The sequence below is a fragment of the Dyella sp. EPa41 genome, assembly GCF_016586165.1.
Classification (GTDB): domain Bacteria; phylum Pseudomonadota; class Gammaproteobacteria; order Xanthomonadales; family Rhodanobacteraceae; genus Dyella.
In genome coordinates this window covers 1-13,488 of the sequence record NZ_BCPR01000098.1, presented here as the reverse complement: position 1 = coordinate 13,488, position 13,488 = coordinate 1, and the positions used below count along the sequence as shown (strand labels likewise).

Below are 13,488 nucleotides of genomic sequence, written 5' to 3'. Positions count from 1 at the left end.
CTGGCTGGGCTCCGTGCATGAGGCGCGCGGGCTGTCGTGTACCGATTGCCACAACCCGATGGTGCGCAATTCCCCCGAAGGCGCGCTGGCGAAGTCATCCATCAACCAGGTGTGCGCCACCTGCCACCAGGACGTTTTGGCCAAGTTCAACCGGCGCTCGCACATGCCGCTTCCCGAAGGGCAGATGGCATGCACCGATTGCCACAACCCCCATGGTTCCATCACCAGGCCGCTGCTGAAGACCGACACGGTCAACGACACTTGCTACTCGTGTCACGCGGAGAAGCGCGGCCCCTTCATTTTCGAGCACGCGCCGGTGCGCGAGAACTGCCTCAATTGCCACGATCCCCATGGATCGAACCAGCAAACCCTGTTGGTGCTGCCGCTGCCGATGCTGTGCCAGCAATGCCACACCATGAGCGGACACCCGAACGACCTGCAAACCCGGCAGAGCATGCGCAATGGACTGACGCCGGATGAACGCCTGATGGGGCGGGCGTGCGTGACCTGCCACACGAACATCCACGGGTCCAACAGCCCCAGTGGATCCATGTTCCATCAATAGCGAGCGGCCCAGCGAGGAGGCAGCGGTGCCGAAACAACATCCTCTGGCCACGGGACTGGTGTGGTGCGCGACCGCCACGGCGTTCGCGCTGCCCGGCGTGGCGTCGGCACAGTTCGACACGAGTGGAACGCAGCGCGTGGGCAACACGCAGTTCGGCAACAACCTCGATCCCACCGGATGGGAGCCGTTCCTGGCGCCGGACCCCATGGGCATGTCGTACCTGCATCCCGATCAGCTGCGAACGCCCACCGGTTCGCTGTATCCCTATCCGTCGCAAGCGCCCGCCGAAGCGCCGATGGGGCAGGGCGACTGGACCTACCACTGGCTTCTGCAGTTTGGCTACCTGCACACCAGCGGCGATCACGACGCGGAATTCTTCCAGCAGTATTCGGCCTGGAAGAACGCCGGCGCGGTGGGCATGCTTGCCTTCAGCGCGCTCAATCGAAAGACCGGCCAGTACGTCGAGTTCCGCGGCAGCCGCATCAACGACGACAACCAGTATTACCGGCTGCGCATGGGTACGTACGGCAGCTATCGCGTCGAGGCGTTCTTCCGTGACGTTCCCCATGTGCTCAGTACCGATGCCTATCCGCTGTGGAACGGCATAGGATCGACCCACCTGACCTTGCCCCCGGGGCTTGCGCCGGGTGCGAGCAGCCAGGCGCAGGTGGCCGCCGTGGAGGCCGATCGTGCCCGTCGCACGCTGCAGGTGACGCGCGAAAGCGAAGGCGTGAGCTGGGAGGGCATGCTGGGCAAGGACTGGATCGGTTATGCCGGCGTGACCAACGAAAACCGTGACGGCCAGCGCGACTGGGGCGGATCGATGTTCTTCAGCTACTACTACACCGCGCCGGGACCGGGAGGCGCCGGTACGCCCGGCATTCCGGGAACAGGGGGCGGCCAGAACGAAACGGTACGCCCCGTCGATTTCACCACGACGGACGTCAACATCGGGATGCGCAACAAGGCGGGTGCGGCCGGGTGGCGATTCAACTTCACCATGAGCGCCTCCTTCTTCCGCGATCACAAGGATTCCTTGAGCTTCGCGGCCCCGTTCTCGCCGCTGCCCGGATCGCCATCCACCATCACCGGCGGCACGTTCTCGCTGGAGCCGGACAACAACTACTACAACGTACGGCTGGAAGGGTCGCATCCGCTTTCGTTCTGGCGCGGCGAGTTCTCCGCCACGGCCTCCTACGGCAGCATGCGCCAGAACGATGCGCTGCAGGCGCCCCTCGATCCGGCGTTCTGTCCCACCGGCCAGTTCATCGGCACCACCGGCATCGCCTGCGCCAACTGGAACACGACCGCGGCGCTGTCGCAGCAGGACGGCAACGCGCGCATCGACACCGGCCTGGTGAACCTGCGTGCGAGCTTCCGCCCGCTGGCGAACTTGAACGCCTACGTGAATTTCCGCTGGCGCGGCGAGAACAACATGACGCGCTACACGATGTACAACCCGTTGACCGGGCAGTACGGGTTTCTCCATGAGAACGGCTCGCAGACGCTCGTGGTCGGCAACCTGGCGGCCGGGCTGTTCCAGGCCGGCAATCCGCTGTACCAGTCGTACTTCACCCAGTTCGCCAACATTCCCTACAGCTACAACGACCGCCAGGGCGAGCTGGGCGGCACCTACCAGGTCAACAACCACAACTCGCTGGGCCTCACCTACACGATCGACCGCCAGACGCCGCAGCAGCGCGAACGCACCTACCTCAACGACCAGCACCTGAAGCTGAGCTGGGACTCGCATTCGCTCGGCGAGAGCACGCTGCGCTTCAGCTACGAATACGAGAAGCGCACCGGCAGCCCGTACAACTACTTCCCGTACATGCCGTGGTACTCGCCGTCGCTTCCGGGCTACGTGCAGGACGAGCTCGGCATCCTCGCCTACACGGTAAGCCAGATGTACAAGTACGACATGAGCGACCTCAAGGCGACCAGGCTCAAGGCGATCATCACCACGCCGCTGGGAAACACCGCGACGTTGACCACCACGTTCTACGGCAACCGCAACCAGTACGGCGCCCAGATCGGCCGCCAGTCGGCCAGCACCACCGGCGCCGACGTGTCGTTCGACTGGACGCCCTCCGCCAGCACCAGCTTCAATGGCTACCTGAGCATGGAGTCCTCGCGGATCAAGCAGGGCAACGTGGCGGACAACGAATCGCTGATGGACCAGTCGCCGCTGCAGGCCAGTACGCAGTTCGGCGGACCGATGTATCCCTACGCCAATTTCTGGACGGCCACCGACACCGAAAAAGACGCCAACATCGGCGCGACCCTCACTCACGTGTTCACGCCGAGGGTCAAGCTCGATGTCGGCTACAACTACACCTATTCGCGCGGCGTCAACGGTTATGACTATGCGAGTACCGGAGCCATCACGCCCGGTTACCTGTCCATCCTGACGACGGCGTCCATCGGCAACGGCTTTCCCGCGAACATCTATCGATTGCAGACACTCACGGCCAACCTCAACCTGGCGCTGACGCCACGGGTAGGGCTGCGGCTGTTTGGCCAGTACGGTTTCGGGCGCTACGCCGATTGGCACTACACCGGCTTCGACGGGCCGGGCGACCTGGTGATCGGCAACCGCGTCTACACCGATCTCGGCCCGCAGACGCGCTGGCACGCGGCCGTGCTGGGCGCCTTCGTCACGCTGAAGCTATGAGGAGGCGCGGCATGTCTACGCTGAGGATCCTCGGTTTGACCGCGCTGGCGACGATCGGCATGGCCTGGATGCAGGCCTTGCTCGCCGTGGATGGGCCCGCAACGGCCAGCAGCACCACGGCCCGGCCCGCGCCGTTCCTCGACGTGCGCGGGCAGTTGCCCATCGCGGGCAGCGCGCACGATGGCGAAGGCAAGGCGACGGTGTGCGCCGCATGCCACGGCCCCAAGGGCATCGCCGTCGCACCCAACTTCCCGAATCTGGCCGGCCAGTCCGCGACGTACCTGTACCTGCAGCTCAAGCAGTTCAAGGGCGGGCAGCGAGGCGACGCGATCATGAGCGCACAGGCAGCCAACCTGAGCGACGCCGACATGCGCGACCTGGCCAGCTACTTCGCGTCCTTGCCGGCCAGGCCGCCGGGGTCGGCCGAACCGCCATCGGCGGGGGCGCAGCTGTACCTGGAGGGCGATCCTGCACGCGGCATTCCTCCATGCCAGGGATGCCACGGCGGTGATGCCATGGGGCCCCGTGTCGAAGCGAACGGCAAGCCTCAGCCACCGTGGGCAAGCTTTCCGCGCTTGCGCGGCCAGTCGGCCGTCTACGTCATCAAGGAACTGAACGACTTTCGGGCAGGCACGCGAAGCGACAGCTCGAACGCCAGGATCATGCACGCCATCGCCGGAACGCTGAACGATGACGACATCCAGCGCTTGAGCGCCTATCTGTCTTCGCGCTGATGGACCGGCCGGCATGCCTTGCCCTGCCGGCGTGCCGAAAGGCCGACGTGGCGCAGCGGCAACTAAGGCTTCCGTACCAACATATTCAATCGTTCTACACATCTATCGGCGCAGGCTTCCTGCGCCGATATGGGCGACACGGGCACGGGAGCACACCATGGCTACTCACAGCGACTTCCCTCGCATGCGGCGGATAGGCCTGGCTTTAGGGCTGGCCCTGGCATCGGTGACCGCGATGGCCGCCCAGGACTCTCCTCCCAAGCAGGAGGCCACGGACGCCATGCATGGCCAGCAGGGCATGGAAGGCATGAAGGCGAAGCATGCCAACATGCAGGGCATGCACACGATGCCAGCCACGGTGTCCGCCGTGGACACCAAGACCGGCGTGGTGGACGTCACCGCCGGCGGCATGCCCCTGAAGGTTCATTTTCCACCCGCGAGCGTGGCGAGCCTGAAGACGGGTGACCAGATCACCTTGCATCTGGCCTTCAGCAAACCGTGAATCGATCGTAAGCACTCCATCGGTTGGCGCATCGATGGGTGGGCCGTCGCGGCCACGGCAGCGCGGGCCGCTCGCGCACGCTTGTGGCCGTGCGCGCGGCGACAGCGGGGAGGCTGACGCTGCTGTGGCCGCTGTCCGCTCGGGTGCTATCCCGCGGGCACCGTGCGTATGGTCCATTCGAGCAGGGTGATCTCCGGGTGCTTTTGGCTCATGCGATGCGGGGCCGGGTTGGCGATCGGCCGGGCGCAACGCCCTTGGCCCATCCTGCTGTGGGATCGCGACGCTCTGCATGAGCCGATGTCGACGGGTTCGATGCGTCGTGCGTTTTCCCTCTTCCGGCACCGTACCGAGCACGACCGCCGATCACGCGCAACGAGCGTTTCCTGCTGCGCTTGATGGCGTGCCGTGCGTGCCGGTTCTGGTTCCCGCGCGCCGTTCGCTGCATCATGCACAAGCCGGGTTTCCCGCTCGCTTCATCACGAAAGAGGTTGCTCATGTCGCACTTCCGTTCCTTCACGCTTCGCCTCGTCGCCGTGTCGGCGTTGCTTGCCAGTGGCGCCTTGTTCGCGCACCCCAAGGTGGTTTCCACCACGCCGGCCGATCACGCCGAAGTCAGCGCGCCCGCGACGATCGAGGTCTCCTTTTCGGAAACGCTGATGACGCAGCTCTCGGGTGCGGACCTGACGATGACGGAGAAGCCCGGCGCGACAACGCCGACGAAGATCGAGGCCAAGACCGCGGCGTCGGCGGACGCCAAGTCGCTGGTGATTACGCCCGCCCATCCGCTCGGCGCAGGGACCTACCGGGTGGACTGGCACGTGGTATCCACCGACACGCATGCGGTGAAGGGCTCCTTCAGCTTCCGCGTCAAGTGATCCGCTGATGCTCGACGGCTTGTTGGTGCCCGGTCGCCTCGCGCTCTATCTCGGCCTCATGCTGGCCTTTGGCGTGCCGTTGTTCGTCTGGCGCGTCGTCGGCGGCAACACCGCGCCGCACATCGTCCACCGGGCCCTGCGCGTGGCGAGTGCGGCCACCGCAGTGGGCCTGTTGGCGTCGGTGACGGTGCTCTGGGCCATGGCGGAAGCCATGAGCGGCAGCAGCGACCCGGGTGCGGTGTGGTCCGTCGTGCACACACTGCTTACCCAGACCACCGTGGGCATCACATGGGATTTGCGCGTCGTATTCCTGTTGGTGTCGTTGGGGCTTGGCCTGGCCGCCGCATTGAAGGAACGCACCCGGGCAGTCGCGCTCTCGTCGCTGGGCGCCGTCGCCTTGGCGACGCTCGCGTGGGCAGGCCATGGTGCGATGAGCGACGGCGCCGCGGGCTGGCTTCATCTCGGTGTGGATATAGCCCACCTGCTGGCCGCGGGCGCCTGGCTGGGAGCGCTGGCGACGCTCACGCTCATCGCCAAGACCGCATCGCGCCATGCCGGGCGCGAAGCGATGGCCCTGCTTTCGAGCGCCGCGACCGGCTTTGCTGCCATGGGCACCTTGATCGTGGCCGTGCTCGTGGTCAGCGGCATGCTCAACTACATCCTCATCATCGGGCCGACACTGTCCGGATTGACCGGTAGCCTTTACGGCCGCCTGCTGCTGCTGAAGCTGGGACTGTTCGCGACCATGCTCGTGCTGGCCGCGGCCAATCGCTTTCGCCTCGCACCCGCCCTGGAACAGGCGCTACGCGACGACGACACCGCCGGCGCCGTGTCCGCCCTCAAGCGCAGTCTCTACTTCGAAACTGCCCTGGTCACTTCGATTCTCGGGCTGGTTGCCTGGCTGGGCACCCTCAACCCGGAAGGGTGAACGCGCGGCGTGCCGGCGTTACGCAGGCGCGCGCTTCTGATAAAACGCTAGCCGCCGACCGATGCACCGCGGGGAAACCCATGACCTACAAACAGCCACCGCTCAACCGCGGCGTGTATCCCCAGAAGATGAACTGGCTATGGCGGCTGATCTGCGAGGCCGGCTACATCACGGTCGACGATGTGGTGGCGGCCTTGCGCTCCGGCGACATCGACGTGGAACGGGCCCGCGCCGTGGGCTGGCTACGATCGGAAGGCGACGACGGCTATTTCCCGCTGAGCATCGCCGAGCTGGAACGAAACCTGCGCTTGATCCTTTCCTCGCGGGCGGAGCTTGCGCCACCTGGCGGCGCCGGCACGTCGGATTGACCACGGCGCGCAGGCATCATGCGGGCTGGCGCTTCAGTCCGTCGCTGACGCTGCCGATACGGCACCTGCCGCGTCATCTCGCCGGGTCCTGCTTCCCGGTGTTCAGCCGTTCGCTCAGTCCACGCCCATCGCGCCATGGCCGCCACAGGCCCCGAGGTCGTCGACATCGGGGCCTGCCCGATCGTCACCGCTGCAGGGCCTCGATGGCGGTGACCGTGCTGTCCATGCCATGGGGTTTCACGGTGAACTGCACCTTGTCACCGACCTTCACGCCTTTGAGCAGGTCAGGCGAGGCCGTCTTGAGCGCCATGGACATGGCAGGCCAACGGATGGATGCGATGGCTTCATGCTGCAACGTGATGGTGCCCTTGGAAGGATCGATCGCCTTGACGACGCCGACACCCTGGGCTTCGGCGGGCGCCGCGGCAGGCGACATGCCCGGCATCCCGGCCATGTCCTGCGCCGCCGCTGCAAGCGGGGAAAGCGCGGTGACAACCATGGCGACGATGAATGGCAGACGGTTTTTCATGATGGCGTATCTCCTTGGATGGGATGAACAGAAGGACGCGACGCAGCCTGCCGCAGGCGGCGTTCCGCCAGCAGCAGGTAAGCCGCGGGAATGACCAGCATGGACAGCAAGGGCGCCGTGAGCATGCCGCCCACCATCGGTGCGGCGATGCGTTGCATGACTTCGGAGCCGGCGCCATGGCCCAGCAGAATCGGAAGCAGGCCGGCGAGGATGACCGCGACGGTCATGGCCTTGGGGCGCACGCGTTGCACGGCACCCTCGCGGATCGCGTCGCGCAGTGCCTCTCCGTCGGCCTCCGCATCGAGCTCGCGACGACGGTGCCATGCGTGATGCAAATACAGCAGCATCACCACGCCGAACTCGGCCGCGACGCCACCGAGGGCGATGAAGCCGATCACCGTGGCCACGGACACGGCGTGGCCGAGCGCCCAGATCAGCCAGAGTCCACCGACCAGGGTGAGCGGAACACTGGCCATGATCACCGCGGCCTCGCTGGCACGGCGAAACACGCTGTAGATCAACACGAAGATGATCAGCAGGGCGACGGGCACTACCCACGACAGGCGCTGCATCGCGCGCGCCAGGGACTCGAACTGGCCCGACCACGCGAGGGTGATGCCCGCGGGCAAAGCCACCTGCTGCGCGACAGCGTGCTGCAGGTCTCGCACGACGGCACTGAGATCGCGACCGGCCGTATCGACGTACACATAGGTGGCGAGTCTCCCGTTCTCGCTCTTGAGCATGGGCGGGCCGGAAGTCACCTGGATATCGGCCACTTGCGCCAGCGTGAGCTGCGCGCCGCCGGGGGCGACGAGGGGAAGCTGGCGCAATGCCGCCAGCGAGTCGCGATCGGCGCGCGGATAGCGGACAACGATGGGGTAGCGTTCCCGGCCTTGCACGACCTGGCCTACCGGGTCGCCACCCACCACGGTCGCGATCAACTCCTGTATCTGCTGCTGGGTGAAGCCGTAGCGCGCGGCATCGTCGCGACGAATGCGCACGTCAACATAGCGCCCGCTCGCCGCCCGCTCGGAGATCGCGGAACTGACGCCGGGCACGGTTCTCGCCACGGCTTCGATGCGGTCGGCCACCGTCTGCAGCGTGGCCGCATCCGAACCCAGCACCTTGATGCCGATGGGGCTCTTGATGCCGGTGGCCAGCATATCGATGCGATTGCGTATCGGCGGCACGAACAGGTTGGTCAACCCTGGCACGCGTACGGCGTGATCCAGCTCGGCCTTGAGCCTGTCCATCGTCATGCCGGGCCGCCACTGCGCCTTCGGCTTGAAGGTGATCGTGGTTTCGAACATCTCCAGCGGCGCGGGGTCGGTGGCGGTTTCCGCGCGTCCGGCCTTGCCGAACACGTGGTCGACCTCCGGCACGGTTTTGATCATGCGATCGGTGAGCTGCAGGAGTTGCGCTGCCTTGCCGGCGGACAGGCCGGGCAGGGCCGTGGGCATGTAGAGCAACGTGCCTTCGTCCATCGCCGGCATGAATTCGCCGCCAAGGCGGCCAAGCGGCCACAGCGCACTCAGGAGCAGGGCGCCCGCGAACAGCAGGGTGGTTCGCGGATAGCGAATGACGCGTTCAAGGACCGGGCGATACAGCGCGATCAGAAAACGATTGAGCGGACTGTCCGACTCGGCGCGAATCCGGCCGCGAACCAGGTACCCCATCAATACCGGCACCAAGGTAACGGCCAATCCCGCGGCGGCAGCCATGGCATAGGTCTTGGTGAAGGCCAGTGGTTTGAACAGGCGACCTTCCTGGGCTTCCAGTGCAAACACCGGCACGAACGAGAGGGCGATGATCAACAGGCTGGCGAACAACGCCGGGCCTACTTCGCAGGCCGCTTCCGCCATGAGCGCCCAACGATCGGCGCCCTGGGGTTCCTGGCCGCCATGCGCTTCGCGCCAATGTTCCAGGTGCTTGTGCGCGTTCTCGATCATCACCACCGCGGCGTCGACCATGGCGCCGATGGCGATGGCGATGCCACCGAGCGACATCAGGTTGGCGGACACGCCTTGCAGGTGCATCACCACGAACGCGGCGAGCACGCCCAGGGGCAGGGTGATCACCGCGACCAGTGCCGACCGCAGGTGCCCAAGGAACAGCGCGCACACCAGCGCGACGACGATGAATTCCTCCAGCAGCTTGCTCCAGAGGTTTTCCACGGCCGCATCGATCAGTTGCGCCCGATCATAGGTGGGCACGATTTCCACGCCCGGCGGCAGGCTGCGCCTGAGCTCGTCCAGCCTGGTCTTCACCGCCGCGATGGCCGCCCTGGCGTTCTTGCCCGAGCGCAACACGATCACGCCCCCGGCAACCTCGCCCTGGCCGTCCAGTTCGGCGATGCCGCGACGAAAGCCCGGGCCGCGTCGAACCGAGGCGACATCGCGCAGCAGTACCGGCACGCCCTCCTTGTTGGCGCCGAGCGGTACATCCTCGAAGTCCTGCCGGGTGCGCAGATAGCCTTCGCTGCGCACGACGAACTCGGCTTCGCCCTGTTCGATGACCGAACCGCCGTTCGCGCCGTTGGCGGCGCGTACCGCGTCCGTCAATTCACCCACCGTGATGTTGCGCGCCGCGAGCCGTTGGGGGTCGGGCACGATCTGCCACGCCCGCTCCATGCCGCCCAGGCTCGCCACCTCGGCGACATCGGGCACGGTCTTGAGCTGGTAGCGGAGAAACCAGTCCTGCAGGCCGCGCAGTTGGCCCATATCGTGCTGACCCGTGCGATCGACGAGGGCGTATTCGTAGATCCAGCCCAGCCCGGTCGCGTCGGGGCCGAGGGAAGGATTGACGCCCGCAGGCAGGCGATCGCGCACCTGGCTCAGGTACTCCAGTACGCGCGAACGCGCCCAGTACAGGTCGGTGTGTTCGTCGAACAGGATGTAGACGTACGAGTCGCCGAAGAACGAATAGCCGCGCACGGTGGTGGCGCCAGGCACGGACAGCATGGTGGTGGCCAGCGGGTAGGTGACCTGGTCTTCCACGACCTGCGGCGACTGGCCGGCCCACGAGGTGCGAATGATCACCTGCGTATCGGAAAGATCAGGCAAGGCGTCGATGGGCGTGCGCCGTGCGGACATCACGCCCACCGCCGCAAGCACGAGTGCCGCGAACAGCACGAGCAGGCGATGCGCCATGGCCGCGCGAATGAGTCGGCTGATCATCGCTGGTCTCCCATGGGCATGCCGTCCATGGAGCTGCTCGCCGCCTTCGCCGGCGTGGCATCACCGCTGTCCAGTCGCTCCAGCGCACCGGACAGGCTCGCTTCCGAGTCGATCAGGAACTGCCCCGAGGCAACCACGCGTTGGTCGGCCTGCAGCCCCTGCGTGATCTCCGTGTAGCCCTGGGAAGAGCGCCCGGTTCGCACCGGCGTGGGACGAAAACGGCCGTCGCGTTCCGCAACGATGACGCGCGTGCGGTCACCCACGGTGACCAGCGCTTCATCGGGAACGGCAAGCACGGGCTGGTCCGGCGCCGGCGTGAAGTCGATCCGCGCGAACATGCCCGGGCTGAGCGCGCCATCGGGATTGGGCAGCACGATGCGCACGCGCTGGGTACGCGTGGCGGTGTCGATGTCGGGCAGCACGGTTTCGATCTGCCCCGCGAAGCGTCGTCCGGGTTGCGCATCCGTGCTGACGCCGACGGGCGTGCCCGCGCGCACCCGGCCGGCCAGGGCCTGCGGCAATGCCGCTTCCACCCATACGGTGTCGAGGCGGTTGATGGTCATCAAGGTCTGTCCCGCGCTGACGCGCTGGCCCTCGCGCACGTCGAGCGTCGTGACGACGCCGCCTTGGGGAGCATGCAGGGTGATCGTGGCTTGTCCGTCGGAGGAGGAAGCGTGCGCGTCGGCGGACGAGAGGCCCAGCACGCGAAGCCGCTGCTGGGCCGCGCCTTGCAGTGCCTTCGCGTCGGCGGAGCGCACGTGGCGCAGCGCCTCGGCCTCGGCGAGTGCGCTGTTCCACGCAGGCGCAAGCAGTTCGGCCAACGGCGCGCCTGCCGATACCGTCGTGTACGGTGCCCGCACATCGAGCTGTTGGATCACCGCATCGACGCGTGCACTCACGGTCACCGCCTTGCGCAGATCCCAGGTGACGGTTCCCGGCGCCTGTATCTCGCCGTCCAGCACGCGGGGGCGGACAGGGGCGGTACGTACGCCCAGGTTCTGCAGCGTGGCGGGATCGATCCGCACCGCGTCCTCGGCCGGTCCATCGCCGCCGGCATACTTGGGCACCATCTGCATGCCCATGGGCGAGAGGCCGGGTTTGTCGAAGTGCTGGTCCGGCAGCATGGGGTCGTACCAGTACAACACCATTGCGGCGGAGCTGTTGCCAGCCACCGTGGCGGCATGGTCGCCGGCCGCTGTCGTCGCGTTGCGGTGCCCCGCCCAGTAGGCGAGGGCAGCCGCCAGCAGCAATGCCGCCGTGGCGAGCGTGAGGGTGGTGGCGTGTTTCATGGCGTTGCTCCTTGCGGCAGCACATAGGCCAACGCCGCCCAGGCACGGCCGTAGTCGGCCAACATGCGGGCGTAGTCGGTGTGGTGGTCGATTTCGTCGCGGCGTGCCTGCAGCAGCGGCTGGATGTCCGCGCCGCCGCGATAGGCCGCCAACGCCAAGGCAGAGCGATCGCCGGCCAGCGGCAGCAGCACATCGCGATGGCGGTTGACCTGCTTGCCCAGCGATTCCCAGCGCGCCCACGCGGCGCGAATGCCCTGGCTCTGTTCGCGTCGCGCATCGTCGTGTTCGGCGCGCACGGCATCGAGGTCCGCGGCACGCGCGGAAATGCCACGATCCTGGCGATTGCGCGTGAACAGCGGCAGGCTCACGCCGACCTGCAAGGTGACCATATCGGAGAGCCCACGTACGCGTGAGCCATAGCTCATGCCAATGGACCACTCCGGATGCTTCTCCGCGCGCGCTTCATCCAGCGCGGCCTCGGCGGATCGTTCGCGGGCATCCCAGCCCAGCAACGGGCCTTGATGGTCGACGCTGGCGAGCAGGGTCGCTTCATCATGCGGAAGCACGGCGAAATCCGGCGGGTCGGCGAGCGGCTGGTCGACGGCCGAACCCAGCCAGCGTGTCAACGTCGCGCGCGCCTGGGCCTCGCGCGATGAAGACTCGTCAATGCGGTTTTCCAGGTCGAGGGCTTCCATGCGCGCGGCGAGCACATCGGCCGCGCTGCCGGTGCCGCCGCGCAAGCGGGCCTGCGCCACGGCGACATCCTGAGCCCATGCCTGCCTCAGTGCTTCCAGCCTGAGGCGCTCATGGTGCGCGCCCCACGCGCTGACCCACGCGTCGGCCACTTGCTGGCGTATGGAAAGGTCCGTGGAAACTTCCGACGAGGCCGCCAGGTCGGCATTGGCCAAACCCATCGCCCGCTGCGCCTGGCGTTTGCTGGACGACGGCAAGGCCTGCGTGATGCCAACGGTACGCATCGTCATGTCGTCGCCACCGGCAGTGAAAGCGCCGGGGCCCTGGACGGCCAGGTTGTCGATGCCGACGCTGAGTTGCGGGTCCGGCAATGCACCCGCGCGCGCGGCTTCTTCGCGCGCGGCGTCGGACCGCGCGCGTCGCGCGTCCAGCAGCGGTGCGCGCTCGACCGCCTGCCGCGTGGCGGCGTCGAGCGTCAGCGGGGTGCCGTTATCCGCCCATGCGGAAACGGCAAACAAGAGCGCGGCTGCGGATGGCAGCCAGCGCAAGCGTCGCGCCGATCCGGCGCGAACGCGTACACGTTGGGCAAACATGATGGGCTCCGATCACAGGACGTGAACAGCCGTGCGCGCACGGCCGACAAGCGGCTTGGCGATCGGGGGCTAAATCAGCAGGGAGCAGAATCGCAGCGTGGGAGGCGGATCAGGAGGGAAGAGCGTCGCATCGGGCAATGCGGCCTGCTCCGTCGCGTGTGTGATGGAACCCAGCTGCGCCGGCGAGGCCGGTGGAAGCATGAGCGGCGGCACCATCGGCACGCGTGCGTCGGGCGCGGTCGTCGCGTGGCCTGCGCAGTGTTCATCGCAGCGTGGATCGGGGTTGGCCTGCGTGGACGCCTTGGCATCCGTATCCATGCCCATCCCCGCGCAGTGGGCCTTCATGCCGATGGCGACAGGCTTCGCCGGCAGTGTGCACACATATGCCGCCATGGCCAACTGCTGGAACATCAGGCAAAACATCACTACCCCGGCCAGAAGGGCCCGGCGACGGCGACTGAGGCGGTAGCGGATACGCATGACCAAGCATGATACGCACCTGGAGTCGACTCCAGTCAAGCAGTTGGCGAAAGCGTCTTGCAACAGGCTGTATCCGGTGCCT

General features: G+C 66.8%; 12 protein-coding genes. 7 read left to right on the top strand and 5 right to left on the bottom strand.

All coding sequences use genetic code 11. From position 1 onward, the window contains the following. From JMF82_RS20125 to JMF82_RS20095, 7 genes are all read left to right on the top strand, one after another. Positions 1–565, top strand: a 565-nt coding sequence (locus tag JMF82_RS20125) for a DmsE family decaheme c-type cytochrome (RefSeq protein ID WP_201316309.1), incomplete at its 5' end; no start/stop codon positions are given. Positions 566–590: 25 nt separating this feature from the next. Next, the gene (locus JMF82_RS20120; RefSeq protein ID WP_201316308.1) at positions 591–3,239 is read left to right on the top strand and encodes an MtrB/PioB family outer membrane beta-barrel protein; all 2,649 of its coding nucleotides are present in this window, start codon (positions 591–593) and stop codon (positions 3,237–3,239) included. Between the two features lie 11 nt (positions 3,240–3,250). After that, a complete protein-coding gene (locus tag JMF82_RS20115) occupies positions 3,251–3,973 on the top strand; it encodes a c-type cytochrome (RefSeq protein ID WP_236585597.1) in 723 nt (240 codons plus the stop codon). 157 nt (positions 3,974–4,130) lie between these two features. Next, entirely contained in the window at positions 4,131–4,475 is a 345-nt protein-coding gene (locus tag JMF82_RS20110; protein ID WP_201316307.1) for a hypothetical protein, read from the top strand. Positions 4,476–4,969: 494 nt separating this feature from the next. Beyond that, positions 4,970–5,350, top strand: coding sequence for a copper homeostasis periplasmic binding protein CopC (gene copC / locus JMF82_RS20105; RefSeq protein WP_201316306.1), 381 nt, complete (start codon positions 4,970–4,972; stop codon positions 5,348–5,350). Between the two features lie 7 nt (positions 5,351–5,357). Continuing rightward, positions 5,358–6,278, top strand: coding sequence for a copper homeostasis membrane protein CopD (copD, locus tag JMF82_RS20100; RefSeq protein WP_201316305.1), 921 nt, complete (start codon positions 5,358–5,360; stop codon positions 6,276–6,278). Between the two features lie 80 nt (positions 6,279–6,358). Continuing rightward, positions 6,359–6,646 carry a hypothetical protein gene (locus JMF82_RS20095; RefSeq protein ID WP_201316304.1) on the top strand — a complete coding sequence of 96 codons (288 nt, stop codon included), beginning with the start codon at positions 6,359–6,361 and terminating at the stop codon, positions 6,644–6,646. Between the two features lie 184 nt (positions 6,647–6,830). Here the strand turns inward: JMF82_RS20095 and JMF82_RS20090 are convergent, their stop codons facing one another. The 5 genes from JMF82_RS20090 to JMF82_RS20070 all read right to left on the bottom strand — a co-directional run. Further along, positions 6,831–7,175, bottom strand: coding sequence for a copper-binding protein (locus JMF82_RS20090; RefSeq protein WP_201316303.1), 345 nt, complete (start codon positions 7,173–7,175; stop codon positions 6,831–6,833). Next, positions 7,172–10,351, bottom strand: a complete 3,180-nt coding sequence (locus tag JMF82_RS20085) for an efflux RND transporter permease subunit (protein ID WP_201316302.1) — start codon at positions 10,349–10,351, stop codon at positions 7,172–7,174. Before JMF82_RS20085 ends, JMF82_RS20090 begins: the two co-directional genes overlap by 4 nt. Further along, on the bottom strand, positions 10,348–11,640 hold the full coding sequence (locus tag JMF82_RS20080) for an efflux RND transporter periplasmic adaptor subunit (RefSeq protein WP_201316301.1): 1,293 nt from the start codon (positions 11,638–11,640) through the stop codon (positions 10,348–10,350). Before JMF82_RS20080 ends, JMF82_RS20085 begins: the two co-directional genes overlap by 4 nt. Then, positions 11,637–12,926 (bottom strand): TolC family protein, encoded by a 1,290-nt coding sequence (locus tag JMF82_RS20075; protein WP_201316300.1) that lies wholly within the window; start codon positions 12,924–12,926, stop codon positions 11,637–11,639. Before JMF82_RS20075 ends, JMF82_RS20080 begins: the two co-directional genes overlap by 4 nt. Before the next feature lie 69 nt (positions 12,927–12,995). After that, positions 12,996–13,488 (bottom strand): hypothetical protein (locus JMF82_RS20070; protein ID WP_236585596.1); only part of this gene is annotated, 493 nt, incomplete at its 5' end.

Excerpts from the sequence above, each read along its gene's own strand:
- copD (WP_201316305.1), top strand. The coding sequence starts at position 5,358 with ATGCTCGACGGCTTGTTGGTGCCCGGTCGCCTCGCGCTCTATCTCGGC.
- JMF82_RS20115 (WP_236585597.1), top strand. The coding sequence starts at position 3,251 with ATGTCTACGCTGAGGATCCTCGGTTTGACCGCGCTGGCGACGATCGGC.
- JMF82_RS20075 (WP_201316300.1), bottom strand. The coding sequence starts at position 12,926 with ATGTTTGCCCAACGTGTACGCGTTCGCGCCGGATCGGCGCGACGCTTG.
- JMF82_RS20110 (WP_201316307.1), top strand. The coding sequence starts at position 4,131 with ATGGCTACTCACAGCGACTTCCCTCGCATGCGGCGGATAGGCCTGGCT.
- JMF82_RS20090 (WP_201316303.1), bottom strand. The coding sequence starts at position 7,175 with ATGAAAAACCGTCTGCCATTCATCGTCGCCATGGTTGTCACCGCGCTT.
- JMF82_RS20095 (WP_201316304.1), top strand. The coding sequence starts at position 6,359 with ATGACCTACAAACAGCCACCGCTCAACCGCGGCGTGTATCCCCAGAAG.
- JMF82_RS20085 (WP_201316302.1), bottom strand. The coding sequence starts at position 10,351 with ATGATCAGCCGACTCATTCGCGCGGCCATGGCGCATCGCCTGCTCGTG.
- copC (WP_201316306.1), top strand. The coding sequence starts at position 4,970 with ATGTCGCACTTCCGTTCCTTCACGCTTCGCCTCGTCGCCGTGTCGGCG.
- JMF82_RS20080 (WP_201316301.1), bottom strand. The coding sequence starts at position 11,640 with ATGAAACACGCCACCACCCTCACGCTCGCCACGGCGGCATTGCTGCTG.